We start from the raw sequence: 15,821 nt of genomic DNA on the forward strand, positions 1-15,821 counted from the left end.
TAACATCGGGTCACTGATTTCTACCGCTCGCGCGTTTTTGCGGCATTTCCGCATTCTTTGGTTGGATCAGGACGCGTGAATATATTTCTGATGCGTTCGCGATGTGTATGTCCGTCCGTGTGCGACGCATCCTACAGACAAGCGGATCATTCGATATTTAACGCTTAATGGGATATACAGGGTACAATATTAAAGTCTGGATTATAGGTTGCATTATCGTAGACAAACGACGAAAACTAAATGGCATAGGGAAGTGACGACATGATTATTGTCATATAAGCGATTGAAAGAGGCATCAAAAGCCTTATCTGTTCCGGAAATATGGTATGAAGGCAAGTTCCCGGATGGAAACACGAGAGCCCGGCAAGGTCGCGCGGGGGTATGGAAAACTCTAAACAGATTATCAAAGCTGGTGATAGTATCTTATCAGTCAAGACATAGTTCCCGAATCAAGCTGTCACCCGAGGAAATGTTAGCAATTAGTGAACAGCTTAGCCGAGAATATACGCCGGGTTTTTCCAGCCGAGCGTCGGCAAGCAACTCTCATATCAGACTTTCAGCCCAGGAAATGTTGACGATCAGCGAAGAAATCAGCCGTCAACATCCGCTGCGCCTGTCATTACCATCGCCTCGTTCTAAAATCGTGTTGTTGGCGGTCGATCCTAACCATCTCCATGCCTATTGGCATATCGACGAAAAACAAATGACTCAAGACTCGGCTCAGCCTCTGACTCTGCGGATTTATGCGGTGGCCGATAACCTTGCTGACGGCGCCGATCAGCCGGAGTGGTTCGATATGACATTGGCGCCGAGCCAGACTCAGCAACGGGTGGCGATACCGGAACAGATGACCGCGAATTATTATGGCGCATCGATCGGAAAATCACAGGGAAAAGACGGCTTTGCCGCTTTGGCGAGTTCCGATACCGCTTATGTGCCAAGAGCTCATGGCGCCGATCAATATGACGCGCCTGCGCTTGCCGGCGTCTTGTTATCCGAGCATGCTTCCGGACGGGGAAAAGAAATCCGATGAACAAGGGGTTTCTGTCGATTGTCTTGCATGCCCATCTTCCCTATGTCAGACATCCTGAGTATGACGGTTTTTTCGAGGAAAACTGGCTGTTCGAGGCGATCACCGAGTGCTACGTGCCATTGCTGGCGATGCTGGATCGCCTGCAGGCCGATGATATCGAATATCGACTGACTTTGTCGCTATCGCCGACGTTGATCACGCTGTTGGGGGACGAGCTATTACAGAGGCGCTATCTGAAGCACCTGCATCGCTTGCTGGAACTGGCCGACAAGGAAATCGAGCGCACCCGGGAACAGCCTGAATTCCATCGCTTGGCGCTTTTTTATCGGCGTTTGTTCGGCGACACCCAGAGGATTTACCAAGAGCAATACCATGGCGACTTGTTGGCGGCGTTTAAAAAGCATCGTGATGCCGGCAACTTGGAATTGATCACGACAGCGGCGACCCATGGTTTTTTGCCGTTGCTGAACAACAGCGAAACGGCCGTTCGTTGCCAGATCGATACCGGTATCGATACTTTCGAGGAGGCTTTCGCGATTAAGCCGGACGGTTTCTGGTTGCCTGAATGCGGTTATTATCCGGGCCTGGAAGAGTCCCTGAAAGAGGCGGGCGTCGATTACTTCTTCGTCGATAGCCATGGCTTGAACGATGCCAGCGAGACGCCTAGGCGTGGTGTTTATGCGCCGCTGGATTGCGGCAACGGAGTCTGCGCCTTTGCCCGAGACCCGCAATCCTCCAGCCAGGTCTGGAGCGCCGAACAAGGATATCCAGGCGATGCCGTTTACCGGGAATATTATCGCGATATCGGCTTCGATTTGGCGCTAGATTACATTTCCCCCTATATTCTCGATGGCAAAACCCGGATCAACACCGGGATCAAATATCATCGGGTGACCGGGGCAGGCGCCGATAAACGGATCTATCAGAGCGACGTGGCGGCGGCCAAGGCAAAGGAGCATGCGGCCGATTTTATCAGCCAACGCCTGCGTCAAGTCGATCGACTAAACGAGGAGATGGACAGGCCGCCGCTGATTGTCGCACCTTATGATGCCGAGTTATTCGGTCATTGGTGGTTCGAAGGCCCGCAGTGGCTGGAACAGGTGCTCAGGCTTGCGGCCGAGGAAGAAAACGGTATTCAGTTGCAAACTTGCAGGGACTATCTTTCCCGTTATCCCGAGCAACAGCAGGCGACGCCGTCGGCGTCGAGCTGGGGCGAGCAGGGTTATTCGTCATATTGGCTCAATGATCACAACGATTGGATTTATCCGTTGATCCATAGGGCCGCCGCCGACATGGAAAAATTGGCCGACGATCTGCAGGGTCTGGCGGTGACCGATTTACAGCGTCGAGCCCTGAATCAGGCTTTGCGGTCGGTGCTGTTGGCTCAAGCCTCCGACTGGCCTTTCATCATGAAATCCGGCACCGACGTGGAATATGCCTGCAAGCGCATTACCGATCACTTGGCCCGATTCAATTATCTGCGCGATTGTATTCGCAAAAACCGTATCGATGAGCGTTATTTGACGGCGTTGGAAATCATGGATGATATTTTTCCGTTCATCGATTATCGTTCCTATCAACCCGCGGCCGGATTCTGATCCTCCAACAGGCGGAAAGGTTTTCGACTCACTAGGCAACGGAGAAAGACGATGAGTCATATTCAGCTGTTATATGTTGAAAATGTCATCAACAGAAAAAAAAGAGTGCCTCGGCAGGAGCTGGCTTTTTTTATGCGGGTCAAGGATGTCTCATACGACAAGCAGGTCGATGTGGTCTGGTCCGGAGAAGATGGCGCGTGGCATAGCTTGCCGGTGCATTTTCATCATGGTCTGCATGATGATATCGAATGTTGGCAAGCGCGGGCGACCTTTCCGCTCACCGCTCATCAGGCCTTGCCCGGTAATATTCGCTTCAGCCTGCGTTATCGGGTTCATGGCGACGAATTCTGGGACAACAACCATGGCCGTAATTACGAGAGTCAGGCCGATTCCGGGATACAATTAGGCCCCAATATTCTGATTCAGAATATCGACCCCCAACGTCATCTGCAGGAAGGTCAGAAAAGCCTGCCGGTGACGGTCGTACTGGATAAGTCGCTTCATGCCGAAAAAGTCACGATTCATTGGACCGTCGATAATTGGCAGCATACCTTCAAGACAGCTTGTCACTGCAAGATCAATTATTGGGACAGTAAAGCTAAGAGCAACGCCCGGAATCCCAATCAATACGCCAATCAGCTTTGGAGCGGACGGCTCAGAATCGGCGCCGGCTTCCGTTTGCAGTACAGCATCTGCTGTGAAGGCCGCGGGCAGGTGTTATGGGATAATAACGAGGGCAGAAATTACGTCGCCAGCCACAAGCCGCTGACCGTGATGATTTTGAATCTGCATTGTTATCAAGAAAGCAACCAAGATCATAAATTCTGGCAGATCGCCAAGGCCATTGATGAACAGGAGGTCGATATCGCTTGCTTTCAAGAGGTTGCGGAAAACTGGAACGACGGCCAGGGCGACTGGCACTCAAATTCGGCCAACATCATCAATCAACGCTTGCGCACGCCCTATCATCTCTACAGCGATTGGTCGCACCTGGGATTTGACAAATACCGGGAGGGGGTGGCGATTCTCAGTCGTTTTCCGTTGCTGAACCAGGAAGGCCGATATGTGTCGGACAGCGACGAGATATACAGCATTCATTCGCGCAAGGTGGTGATGGCCCAGGTGAAGGTGCCCTATATGGGTTGGGTCAATGTCTTTTCGGCCCATCTGAGCTGGTGGGAGGACGGTTTTCGCCAGCAGTTCCAGCGTTTGTGCGATTGGGCCAACAGTAAAGCCGGAAAACGAATCAAAAGCACGCTGCTGTGCGGCGATTTCAATATTGCCGCCGGTTCGGAAGGCTATCAATTAGTCGTCAAGGGCCATCAATACGAAGACCAATATCTGCAAGCGAATCAACGGGGCTTGTTTGAAAAAATTTTTCGGGTCGATGATGCTCATTGGGGAGATTATCTGGCTGACGATTATCGCATCGACTATATTTTTTTGAATCGTGACAGTCACTTACAGGTGACATCGGCCAAAGTGTTGTTTACCGAACAGGACTACGGTCCGGTATCCGATCACTGTGGTTATGTGATGACGTTTGAGCCGAAGTAATGGCATTGTCTTTGCTTTACTAAGGCAGGCAACGTGCCGAGGAAACGAAAATCGAGGTGAAAATGCAGTTCGCAGAACAATATGCCAAGCCTTTTTTTGGACAACTAGGTGGTTTTTTTCAAAGAATCAATGATTTTAAGGATACCTTCGATATACGCTGGGGGAAGATTGAATTCGAGATGTTCCATGGTGTTGCCGCCAATCTGAAGGTGATATTGAAGGTTTATCGGGATAACCAAATCTGCGAAACCTACATAGTCGATACTGATGCCTATGATATCCATTGGGACCGACATAAACGCAACACACGGGATTTTTATGTCTATCCGTTTTCCAACCATTTGGGCAAGATCAACTGCATCAAGATCGCTTATATTGTGCATTTACATGAGCAATCGATAGCTTCGGAAAAAGAATACATCTTCATGGATTGGCATCAGTTGCAGGACGGTTATCCGCAACAACGTCATATCAATGATCAGTGGACCACGCCGAACCATTATCGCAGCTATGAATTGAATGCGGCGGAGCTACAGAGCGATGTCGATTGGTATAACCACCATTTCGACGCCTTGAATCTGACGCCCAAGTTTACCAAGGGGCAACAACATCATCCTTATCATCCCAAGCGTTTCATTCATGATCATATCGACAAGGTCATCCACTATAAGCGGGAAGACCCGCAACGTTTCTGTACGATCAAGGTCAGTGTCGACTGCATCGATGACAACGACTTCATCAATCATCTGATTCACGCCAGCGAGCAAGGCGTTTGGGTGCAGTGCATCGTCGACTGGCGTAAGATGACGATGACCAACAGTCACACCTATGCGCGTTTGAAACAATCCAGGGTCGAGTTGCTGGGCGTGTTTTGCACCCCCAAACATCATCTGATCGAAGTCGAACCGGATATGCACACTAAATTCATCATTTTCAATGACGAAGATTGCATCCTAGGCTCGTTCAATATCACTTTCGATCGCTGGTGGGCGAATTGGGAATCGGGCATGACCTTTCATTCCAAAGGCGTCTGCCGACTGCTCGACAATATTTTTCAGAGTCAGCGTGGCGGCGTCATTCAGAAATACGGCATCGATCCGCTCAGTCATTTCAATCTGTTGTATACCTTCGGTAGACACAGCATGCAAAATGGCAAAACCTATTTGCCGCATCATGCCATCTTGGCCGAGATTCATCGCGCCCGCCATTCCATCAGGGCCTGTCTGTTTCTGATCGGCGACTTATTGGGCGATCATCATGACAGCGTTGTAAACGCCTTGATCCTGGCTAAGCATCGCGGCGTCGACGTGCATATCCTGTTTAACGGTCATCTGGCTCGGCAAGGGCGCATCGGCGTCGAACGCAGCATGGACGAAGAACTGAATCGGCCGTTGTTGCCGGCGATTCAGCGTTTGAAGGAGGCCGGCATTCCGGTGGGCCTGGTCTATGGTCAGGATGATCACCCTGTGCCTTATTCGCCGATACATTCCAAGTATTGTGTGATTGACGAATACATCGTCATCGAAGGCAGCTTCAATTGGTATAACACCTCGGTTTTTTCCCATGATCTGCTGGTCGTGGCGGCCAATCATCGGGTGGCACAGCCGTATTTGTATGAGTTTGATGAAATAAGGCGCTGTTTCAGGGTGTTTTATTGATCGGAGCAAGAGGCCAGTGCGATATCTTATCTTCTTTCCATGGGATCGGGCAAAACACTAGAATAGAACAACAATTCTCATCAGTTTGAGCATTTTGCTGTGGTTAGGGCATGGGGTATGTCTGTCGAGGAGCGCCGTAAACCCATCCCTGGGGGCTTGACGGCAGCATCCTTGCTGCCGACATCCTCGCCAAACACACCCCATGCCCTTTTTGAACGCCTAACTGGGAATTGCTGAGAATAGAACGCCTGCTTGCAATGAATCGTTGCGGCTCAATTTTACAAACACCCCTGGGAGATAATCATGAGCGAATCCAGTCTGAAACTTCAAAAACCGATGGCGATCACTATCATTTGTTTTATCGGCGTTATCAATGCGGCTCAGCTGTCCTTCATGGTCTGGTCGCCGGTTTCCAGGCAATTGGGCGCATTTTATCCTTATTATTTCGCGAGTTCTGCGGTGATCAGCTTGGTTAGTGTTACCGGCTTATGGTTTTTAAGAAAATGGGCGGCCTGGCTTTATATTTTCGCGCTGATCAGCAATCAACTGGTATTAGTTAGCATGGGCTTATGGGAATTCAGTGCAGTGTTGATCCCGGCGATTATCATCGCCTTGTTGCTGAAGAATCTCGATAAGATGAGCTAAGAACCATGATAAGTTTTACTGTATAAAACGCCGCATAAAAAATAGTAATGAGCCATCACTCCCTGTTAAATCGCGCGACGTATAAAAGCTGACCGGTGTGCCTGTTGAGGATCAAGTACATAGTCCATATTATTCTGTCGGCAATTGTGAATGTAGGTGCAGATTTAGCCGCGCAATGCGAATAAATTCGCACCTACCGCACAGTAAAAGTAGCCTGTCCCCTTTTTCCTGTCCCCTTTTTCCGTCCCCTTTTTCCTTGTTTGGGAGCTTATTTCGACTTGGTTGACTTCAGTTTGTCGATAAGCTGAACAACGGCTGGCCAGCCTTTGCTCAACCAGAGTCGCCAGATCGATAAAGCAACGTGCTTGCTGGTGCACCATAGCTTGTTGAACAGATTTCCGGGCGAGCCGCAACCGATGCGCGCCAACCAGCCTTCGACATAGGTGCTCCATTGCGGATAGCGATTGCCTTGGGCATCCAGGAAAACCTTGTCGAACAGCCACATCTCCAAAATCGAAACCGTCCACATAAACGCAAAGGCAATGGCCATGCCGGCGCCGGCGAAGACGACCAGCCAGGCGAACATCGGATGCAATTTCGTCAGCCACCAGGACAGGATGTCGACCAACAAAAACAGATAGGGCATGCCGATGGCGATGCATTTGTATTTGACCGTGCTGGTTTCGGAAAAACTGAATATCAAGCCGACGAACATAAATATGAAGCTGATGCCGAACAGGTGTATATGCGACACCCGGGTCAAGGAGGCGAAGGTGGCGCCTTCGTCCTGTTCGGTTGTTGCCGCAATTCCTGCGAATTCGGTGAAATCGGGTATGCCGGTTGCGGCTTCGTTATGACACATGACACAGCGGTTTTCGATGATCTTGGCCACGCCGCTGGATCGATAATCCGATTCCTCGGCGCCGTCCCGTATCCATTGAATGATGGTAAAACGTTCCTGTTCCGAGGCGTTTTCCTTCATCGAGCCATTCAGTTTGGTTTCCAGCAGCGTGCCGGAACGATTGCCATAGTAGCTATAAACGATATCGTCGATCGATAAACCGAACTGGCCGTCGGCCATGCCGTGGGTGAAAAGAATCTGAATTAAGGCGAATAGGTAGCCAACCGCAACGGTGGTTAGATAACCGGTGAATAAGACCTTGACCGGGGTGTCCAGTTCTTTCAACGAAGAAAATTCGCGCGCCATGAGATGAGCCTCTGCCATGAAGTTGAAAATCTGCCTTCAGTGTAACGCGGGTTTTATTTATCTATAAGCGTTATTTTATCAATACAGTATTTCTTTAGACATATTAATGATCGGGCATGCTGAGGATTCGAATCTGGCATGGATTATGCCTTATATTTGATCCGATAAACGCATCAAGCCTTCAATTTTTATGCAAGCAAACTCTGTTTTATTTCCTTGTTTTCAACCTATCGTCAGTGTCGCCAGCGGCTGGATCGTTGGGTACGAAGTCTTGGCTCGACAGTATGACGATCGGCAAAACATCGTCTCGGCCGGGCAGCTTTTTTCGTCCACCGACTTGCCGGCCGAGCAACTGAGAGAAGTTGACAGGCAAGTGCGTTGGCAGGCCTTGCAGAAATTTGCAAACCTGCATGATCATTGCTATTTGACCTTGAATATATCGGCGGCCTGGATCGATTATGTCACCGATATCAGAAGGTTGCCGACCTTGGAAATGCTGAAACAATTGGATATCGACAAGAGCCGGATCATTATCGAAATCACCGAGGCGAAGGCGGATATCGATAAACTGAAAGAAGTCGTCAACATCTATCGCCGTGAAGGCTTACGCGTCGCGATAGACGATTTCGGTTCCGGATTTTCCCAGTTGGAGAGAGTGATCGCGCTCAATCCCGATATCATCAAGATAGACATGCGACTGTTCAAAATGGCGGTCAAAGGCGGGGTGGCCAGGGATGTGGTGCATTTGTTGACTCGCTTCGGCAAGCGCCTCGGCAGTCAGGTGGTCTGCGAGGGCGTGCAAACCGATGATGAATTCATGTTCGGGTTAAATAGCGGCGCGCAGTTTATGCAGGGATTCTTGTTCGCCGGCGCGGAAATGGAATTTATCGAGGCCGATAAATTTCAGCGTCATATCGCTTCGCTACGCAAAAAATTCTTGAATCGAAAATTACAGGAAGAATTGTTGAAAATTGACAAGACCCGGACCGTCACCGACTTGTTATACAAATTAAAGGCCGTGTTACAGGATGATTTCAATCTGAATGCCCTGGTCAGCTGGGACTTCGAGGGTTATGGCGTACTGCGATTTTATTTATGCAATAGCGAAGGCGAACAAATTTCGCCTGATTTTAATTTCAGTGATGGGCAATGGTTTAATGATCCGAGTAAGATCGGTTTTAATTGGTCCTGGCGACCTTATTTTTATCAAATCATTGCGCTGGAAAGCCGCGGCGATTGCGACCAGGTCATCACCTCGGATCATTATAAGGATTTTGATAGCGGGCTATTATGCAAGACCCTGTCCCTAACATTGGACGCCAATAGAATTTTGATGGTCGATATCAAATCTGATCGTGATTGAGGGCCGGCATACTTGGTATGGGGATTGCTGGGTTGCCATTATGTTTATCAATTAGTAATTATTCAGCGTAGTTTTACTAAGAGGGAGTAGGTTGTTGATTTATCGGGCTGTCTGCAACAGGCAGATTTTTTGCTCCTGCAAAATCTGCATTTCCATCGTCCCTGACGGTCAGACGTTGCAGTCAGAGCTTACGCCGCACAGGGAAGTGCAAGTGCAGCGTGAGGCAGGATGCCATTAGCTGCCATGGAAGTATTCACCCAGCACCTAAATTAACGAAGATTATTAATCATAGCCAATAACCTAGGGTATTTAGGTGCTGGGTGAACGCGTCCCGAGAAATCAATGACCTACTGCCTAAAACCCGAAAGATACTGAATAGTTACATCAATTATTGAATAGATGGATATCACGATCACGACACCGGCCTTATTGTTTCCCGCGATTTCGGTATTGTTTCTGGCTTATTCCAATCGCTATCTAGCCATCGCTAAAAGAATCAGGGAGTTGCATAACTTGTTCAATAGAACGCAGAGCCATATCGCGAAAAAGCAGGTGGAAAGCCTGAGAATTCGGATACGGTTGATTATTATCATGCAAGCACTGGCCGTTATGGGTATTATCTGTAGCGTATTAACGATGGCCTTGATTTTTCTCGGCCTGCAGATATCGGCGAAAACGGTGTTTCTGCTCAGTATGTTATTAATCGTGTTGTCGTTGTTGGTGTCGCTGTGGGAGCTTTTGATTTCGACGCGAGCGCTGAATATCGAATTGGAAGATATGGAAGTGCAATAGCATGAATAGTTACTTGATTTTCACCGACCTGGACGGCACCTTGCTGGATCATCAGGATTATCGTTTTACCGAGGCGCTGGCGGCATTGGAAAAAATCAGACAAGCGCGGATACCTCTGATCATCAATTCGAGTAAGACACGGGCGGAAATCGCCGACATTAGAAAACAATTGCACAATAATGGTGCATTTGTAGTCGAAAATGGTGCGGCGGTATGTGTCCCTGCCGGGCTATTCCCTGGTTACGACCAGACTGTTAATCAGGTGATTTTGGGCCGGGCGTTGACCGAGATCTTGCCGATCATTCGGCGGCTGCGTGAAACGCATGGTTTTTCTTTCCAAGGCTTTAACGATTTCAGCGTCGCCGATGTGATGAGGGAAACCGGCCTGAATGAAATTCAGGCCGAACAGGCGAAACAGCGCTTGGCTTCGGAGCCGCTGAAGTGGCGAGACAGTCAGGAAAGGCTGGGGCAATTCCAAAGCTTGCTACGCCAGCAGGGACTGCAATTGATCAAAGGTGGGCGTTTCTGGCATGTCATGGGGGGGAATGACAAATCCCGAGCGATGGCATGGCTGTTGAATAAGTATCAGCAACAACAGCAGCGGAAGAAACTATTGACCATCGCCCTGGGCGATAGTCAAAACGACCTAAGAATGCTGGAGCAGGCTGATTATGCCGGCGTCATCCGTAAACCAGATGGCGGTCATCTGTCTATCAACAAGGCGCCGGATCGAGTGATATATTCACAGCATCGAGCGCCATTGGGTTGGCGGGAAGTGATCGATCAGCTGTTTAGTCAACTGAATATAGGAGAGGGTAATGAGTGATTTTTTTCAAAACGGGTCGATTACGACGCTGCACCGACTGAACAAGGATCGTGTCACTGAGATGGAAAAGGAATTGTTGGGATTTTCCGCTGACAGACCGATGGGCTTGGTGCTGCCATCGTTATATTCCGAGCTGAAAGGGCCGGCGTTGGAAGGAATCATCCGAGAAATCAGTCAGGTGTCGTATCTGAGCGAGATCATCATCGGACTTGATAATGCCGATGCCGACGAATTCGCTCATGCCCGGGAGTTTTTCAGCGCGCTGCCTCAACACTACAGAATCCTGTGGAATGATGGGCCGAGACTGCGAAAATTGAATGTACAGTTGATTGAAAAAGGGATCGCGCCTAAGGAATTGGGGAAAGGCCGCAACGTCTGGTATTGCTATGGTTACGCGATCGCTTCGGGACGTTCCGAAGCGATCGCCTTGCATGACTGCGACATACTGACCTATAACCGGGAGTTGTTGGCGCGGCTGTTTTATCCGGTCGCCAATCCGGCTTTTCATTATGAATTCTGCAAGGGCTATTATTACCGCGTTGCCGACCAGAAAATCAACGGACGGGTATGCAGGCTATTGGTCACACCGTTGCTCAGGGCGTTGAAGAAGGTCATCGGTCCGACGGATTATCTCGATTATCTGGACAGCTTCCGCTATTCCTTGTCCGGTGAGTTTGCGATTCGCATGGATACGATCAAGGAGATCCGCATTCCCAGCGATTGGGGCTTGGAAATCGGCGTGCTGTCCGAGATGTATCGTAATCAGTCGCGCAAGCATATCTGCCAGGTCGAAATTGCCGATGACTATGATCATAAACATCAAGTTCTATCCAGCGATGTCGACGTCGGTTTGTCGAAGATGAGCATCGATATCGCCAAAGCTATATTCCGTAAACTCGCGACCGAAGGCGTGGTGTTGAGCAAGGAGGTTTTCAGGACCTTGAAAGCCACCTATTATCGAGAGGCGCTGGATGCGGTCGAGGCTTACTATAGCGATGCCTGCATCAACGGTCTGAAGCTGGATAGACACCTTGAAGAACAGACCGTCGAGTTATTCGCCCAGCATATCATTCGGGCCGGCGATGGCTTTTTGGACCGGCCCAGTGAAACGCCGTTTATTCCCAGCTGGAATCGGGTGGTCAGCGCCATCCCCGATGTGCTGGAGCGATTGCGCGATGCGGTCGAAGAGGACAATGCTTGATTGAAGGCGAAGCTTGTTCAACCCGCGTTCCGAGGGTCATCCATATCCGCTCTATCAGGGTCTCACCATGAAGGTCATGAAGAGGGGTGAATATTAATGGTAAAAATATATTTTATGCGGTATTCACGTTATGGTAGGGCGGTTCAAGCGTAGCGGATCCGCCTAAATTGCTTAATCCAGCGCCTCCAGCCAGGCCGATTGATAGGGGTACAGCTTCAATTTTCTTGTGCCTTTAGCGATCGCGGTACGCTCAATCAAGTCGCGCCAGAAACCAGAACCTTCCGTCAGCGGATGTTCCGGCAAGTGCACGGTCTGCGCTTCGGCGCTGATATTGCTGATCGCCAGTATGCGTTGTTGTCGTTCGGCGTTGATGCGCCAGAAAGCAAACAGATCATTGCCCAACGGTATGGTTTCCTGCCGCGCCTCCGGATGAAAGGCCGCTTGTTTGCGCCTTATTTTCAACAGGCGTTTCAGTTCATGGAACACCGAGGCTTGCTCCGATGACGGGTTGTTTAAGCGTTCCAGCAGTTCATCGTAGCGCCATTTGCGGCGGTTGATCGAACGGGTGCGGCCGCTTTGTTCCACGCCTTGATAGTCGTTAGTGGTGGCGATCAGGCTATGTATATAAAATGCCGGAATGCCTTGCAGCGCCAGCATGATGGTATGAGCGCAGATAAAGCGCTGGATCTGATAGTCATCAATACCTCGGTGCGTCCCTTTCAAGGCGTCGAACAGCGCGATATTGATTTCATAAGGCGATTCCTTGCCGTACGCATCGGTGCGCATGCTGACATAACCGCCGTATTGATGCATCGCATCGACCAGTGACAGGACCTCTTGTTCCGGCAGGATGCCCTCGGCTGGACGCAAACCGATGCCGTCGTGAGAGGCGATGAAATTCAGGTAGGTGCAATGCTTTTGTGGTCTCGGCGTGTCCATCGCCCATTGGGTCAAATAGGTGCTGATGCCGTGGTGTAGGGCGTGCAACAGTAACGGCGGCAGGGTGAACTGATAAACCATGTGCGCTTCGTCGCTGTTGCCGAAATAGCTGAGGTTTTCGCCGTTCGGCACATTGGTTTCGGTAATCAGCACGGTGCCTGGGGCGACGACATCGACGATATCTCGCAGCAGTTTCACCACTTCATGGGTTTCGCGCAGATTGATGCAGCGAGTGGCGGCTTTTTTCCACAAGAAGGCAATTGCATCGAGGCGGATAAAACGAGAGCCCTTGGCGATGTACAGCAATAAGATATCGATATACTCAAACAGCACATCCGGATTGGCGAAATTGACATCGATTTGATCCTCGCCGAATGTCGCCCAGACATGGCGGATGCCGTCATGACTGTGCGCCGGTACGAGCACCGGCGTACTGCGCGGACGCACCACCTGCGACACGTCGGTCTCGGGCGGCATTTCGATGAAATAATCGCAGCCAGGTTGTTGGCGGCTTAAAAAATCGATGAACCAAAGGTTTTCCCGGGAGACATGATTGATCACGAGGTCGGTCATGAGATGAAATTGTTTGCCGAGGCGTTCGATATCGGCCCAGTCGCCAAGCTGTGGGTTGACCGTTTTGTAATCGATGACGGCGAAACCGTCATCCGAGCTGTAAGGAAAATAGGGTAGCACATGGACGCTGTTGATGCTGTCCTGAAGATGCAGGGTGAGAAATTCATGCAAAGTTTGCAACGGCCTTTCATGGGGCTGTTGTACGCTATCGCCATAAGTGATCAAGATGATGTCTTGTTCACTCCAGAGCGCCAGTTGCTCCGATTTAGCCGCCGAGATGCCGCTTTGTAAGCGGTCTATCAAGCGCTCCATCAGGGCGGGAGTGCGCGATTCGCCGTATAAAAATTGCAGATGCGCTTCCGCTTTTTGGGTAAACCAATGCGGCAGCTCATTGCTTGGAAGAGTTGAGTGAGTCATGTTCAAGAGTCCTTATGGTTTTTTCTTTTCAATAACAAGGCCTCGGCCTTGCTGCCGAGATAGACATAGACCGCCATGCAGAGCAGCAGGAAACCGGCCGCGAGAATGATCCAGACTGCCTGAATGATATATTCGCCGCTTTCCTTTAGCGCCGATTTGAAAATCATCAGCAGCGCTTCGATGGAGACGGCGATGATGATGGCGGCGATGAAGCGGGTAATGGTACGGCGCGTGGAACTGTGGCGCAGTATGTCTTTATAAAGCAGCACTTCCTCTTCGAGTGTGGTTTTGCCTAGATCGAAAATCGCCAGTGCCAGCGTCAGATAGATGACCACGCCGAACGGCAGCAACTTTCCTTCCTCGGAAGACAGCAAAGTTTGCAGCACTTCCCAGCATTCCTTACCGGCCAAATAGAGCAGCAATAGCGCGACGCTGAACAGACCGACGACGATCAGCGAATAAACGGCCTTGAAATAGGGGTCGAAATGTATGCGTTTGCTGTCCCCGGTCAGAAACGAAATCGTCGCCGCCAGATCGATGTCGAGGACAATGTATCCCTTGGTCGTGCCGTCGTCGTTGTTCATTTTAATCGTGGCGGAAAGACAAAGTTCCCGGCGCACGCTGGACAGGTAGGGTTCCGTGATCACGACCGAATCGCTGTTGGCGGCTAGCAGATAATAGGGTCTTTTACTGCGATCAAAGCCGCGACCTGTTTGCGGACTATGTTTGAAATAGCTGCCAGGCACGTTCATGCTGATTTGTTTGCCTTTGGCGTCGAGCAGATAGAGCAGACTAATGAAGGGGTAATAATCGCAAAGAGACTTGAGTTGCTCGCTCAATTCCTGTTGGTTTTGTTCAAACATCTTGGCGTCGGCGAAACAGCTGAGTATCGAAGAAAGCAGGTGATGAATTGCGTCACGGTGTTCGTCATACTTTTCGATGACGTTGATGTGGCTCATTTTGGACATAAGGTTTAGTGGTAAGGTTGACGAATGTTTCTTTATTCATGCAGATAATATTTTTAAAGCAATTATTATGCCCTGATATGTTGACAATCTTGTTGGCGAAGACACAAAAACGTGAGGCGTCATCGGCTTTGACAATGACCGAAAGCGCTAAAGTCGACTGGAAATGAAATAATGTGACTTAAAATAGTGCGGGCGCACTTTTTTGGAGCGATATTTGTAAATCCTTGCTGTCGTTAAATTCGGTTTTAATAAATTAGCTATATAAATCAGTTGATTAGGGTTTTAGGGTGGCTTGGCATCATAAATGCTTTAACCTGTATGTACGTTGCTCCTGGCGTGCTTACCTTTGTGTTGTTGTTATCACTGGCGCATTAACTTCTTCTCCTCGAGGTTATGCGCCTTTTTTATGTCTGGACGTAACTGCTCGCCCCACTTATCGAATGCGGCAGGGCCGATTTTTGCTCCTCGGCAATTGCTCCTGCATTGCTCTACTACACGCCCTCCATGGCGTTATCGGCAATTGCTCCTGCATTGCTCTACTACACGCCATCCATGGCGGTCAGCATGTAGGGGGGATAAGCCTGAAGGGCGCATCCACCAAAGATGCCGACTCGGTGGATGCGCTCCGCTTATCCACGAATGGCGGTGAGTCGTTACGTCTGGACTAGTCGTTCGCTGAACCTTTTAGCCTTGTGATTTTTATGGACATTTAGATTGAAAGGGAGTTTACTAGTTTTTCCATTGAGTGGTTTTTTGAGCTTGGGCTGTATCCGCTAGCGCAAAATCTCAGAATTGCTCATGGTCCTTTTCCATTAAAACTATCCGCAGTATTGATTGTTTTACATTTTCTTAAGTTTTTAACCAAATACGCGCTAAGGAGAACAATAATGGATATCACAAATTTAATGAATTCACTACAAGAAACGTTGGGTCAGCATCTTCCCAAGATTGCCGGCGCAGTTGCGATTCTTATTATCGGTTGGTTAATCGCCATTTTGGTCAGGTCCGGTGTCCGTAAGACCCCATAAGCGCCAACTTAAGCTC

Annotated in this window: 13 protein-coding genes; 10 read left to right on the forward strand and 3 right to left on the reverse strand. The window is 49.6% G+C overall.

Going from position 1 to position 15,821, the window contains the following annotated elements; all coding sequences use genetic code 11:
- Positions 1-469: 469 nt before the first annotated feature.
- The 5 genes from Q9L42_RS09265 (at position 470) to Q9L42_RS09285 (ending at position 6,491) form a co-directional block, all read left to right on the forward strand.
- Positions 470-1,033: a DUF4912 domain-containing protein gene (locus tag Q9L42_RS09265; protein ID WP_305908725.1), complete on the forward strand. Its 564-nt coding sequence runs from the start codon at positions 470-472 to the stop codon at positions 1,031-1,033.
- Complete coding sequence (locus tag Q9L42_RS09270; protein WP_305908724.1) at positions 1,030-2,631, forward strand: glycoside hydrolase family 57 protein; 1,602 nt, start codon at positions 1,030-1,032, stop codon at positions 2,629-2,631. Before Q9L42_RS09265 ends, Q9L42_RS09270 begins: the two co-directional genes overlap by 4 nt.
- 51 nt (positions 2,632-2,682) lie before the next feature.
- Positions 2,683-4,188: an endonuclease/exonuclease/phosphatase family protein gene (locus tag Q9L42_RS09275; RefSeq protein ID WP_349432666.1), complete on the forward strand. Its 1,506-nt coding sequence runs from the start codon at positions 2,683-2,685 to the stop codon at positions 4,186-4,188.
- Between the two features lie 62 nt (positions 4,189-4,250).
- Positions 4,251-5,846, forward strand: a complete 1,596-nt coding sequence (locus Q9L42_RS09280) for a phospholipase D-like domain-containing protein (RefSeq protein WP_349432667.1) — start codon at positions 4,251-4,253, stop codon at positions 5,844-5,846.
- 303 nt (positions 5,847-6,149) lie between these two features.
- On the forward strand, positions 6,150-6,491 hold the full coding sequence (locus Q9L42_RS09285) for a hypothetical protein (protein ID WP_305908721.1): 342 nt from the start codon (positions 6,150-6,152) through the stop codon (positions 6,489-6,491).
- 268 nt (positions 6,492-6,759) lie between these two features.
- On the opposite strand, the gene Q9L42_RS09290 is transcribed toward Q9L42_RS09285, so the two are convergent.
- On the reverse strand, positions 6,760-7,698 hold the full coding sequence (locus tag Q9L42_RS09290; protein ID WP_305908720.1) for a hypothetical protein: 939 nt from the start codon (positions 7,696-7,698) through the stop codon (positions 6,760-6,762).
- Positions 7,699-7,888: 190 nt separating this feature from the next.
- Here Q9L42_RS09290 and Q9L42_RS09295 point away from each other — a divergent pair, with 190 nt between their 5' ends.
- The 4 genes from Q9L42_RS09295 to Q9L42_RS09310 all read left to right on the forward strand — a co-directional run bounded on the left by Q9L42_RS09295 (position 7,889) and on the right by Q9L42_RS09310 (position 11,880).
- A complete protein-coding gene (locus Q9L42_RS09295) occupies positions 7,889-9,061 on the forward strand; it encodes an EAL domain-containing protein (RefSeq protein WP_305908719.1) in 1,173 nt (390 codons plus the stop codon).
- Between the two features lie 399 nt (positions 9,062-9,460).
- Positions 9,461-9,853 (forward strand): DUF2721 domain-containing protein, encoded by a 393-nt coding sequence (locus Q9L42_RS09300; RefSeq protein WP_305908718.1) that lies wholly within the window; start codon positions 9,461-9,463, stop codon positions 9,851-9,853.
- 1 nt (position 9,854) lies between these two features.
- Positions 9,855-10,679 (forward strand): HAD-IIB family hydrolase, encoded by an 825-nt coding sequence (locus Q9L42_RS09305; RefSeq protein ID WP_349432668.1) that lies wholly within the window; start codon positions 9,855-9,857, stop codon positions 10,677-10,679.
- Positions 10,672-11,880 (forward strand): glycosyl transferase, encoded by a 1,209-nt coding sequence (locus tag Q9L42_RS09310; RefSeq protein WP_305908715.1) that lies wholly within the window; start codon positions 10,672-10,674, stop codon positions 11,878-11,880. Before Q9L42_RS09305 ends, Q9L42_RS09310 begins: the two co-directional genes overlap by 8 nt.
- Positions 11,881-12,051: 171 nt before the next feature.
- Here the strand turns inward: Q9L42_RS09310 and Q9L42_RS09315 are convergent, their stop codons facing one another.
- Both Q9L42_RS09315 and Q9L42_RS09320 read right to left on the reverse strand, forming a co-directional pair.
- Positions 12,052-13,809, reverse strand: coding sequence for a sugar phosphorylase (locus Q9L42_RS09315; RefSeq protein WP_305908714.1), 1,758 nt, complete (start codon positions 13,807-13,809; stop codon positions 12,052-12,054).
- 2 nt (positions 13,810-13,811) lie between these two features.
- Entirely contained in the window at positions 13,812-14,777 is a 966-nt protein-coding gene (locus Q9L42_RS09320; RefSeq protein WP_305908713.1) for a PDC sensor domain-containing protein, read from the reverse strand.
- Positions 14,778-15,664: 887 nt separating this feature from the next.
- Between Q9L42_RS09320 and Q9L42_RS09325 the strand changes: the two genes are divergently transcribed.
- Complete coding sequence (locus tag Q9L42_RS09325) at positions 15,665-15,805, forward strand: mechanosensitive ion channel family protein (RefSeq protein ID WP_305908712.1); 141 nt, start codon at positions 15,665-15,667, stop codon at positions 15,803-15,805.
- Positions 15,806-15,821 lie beyond the last annotated feature (16 nt).

Origin of the sequence: Methylomarinum sp. Ch1-1 (genome assembly GCF_030717995.2) — a bacterium.
Taxonomy (GTDB): Bacteria; Pseudomonadota; Gammaproteobacteria; order Methylococcales; family Methylomonadaceae; genus Methylomarinum; species Methylomarinum roseum.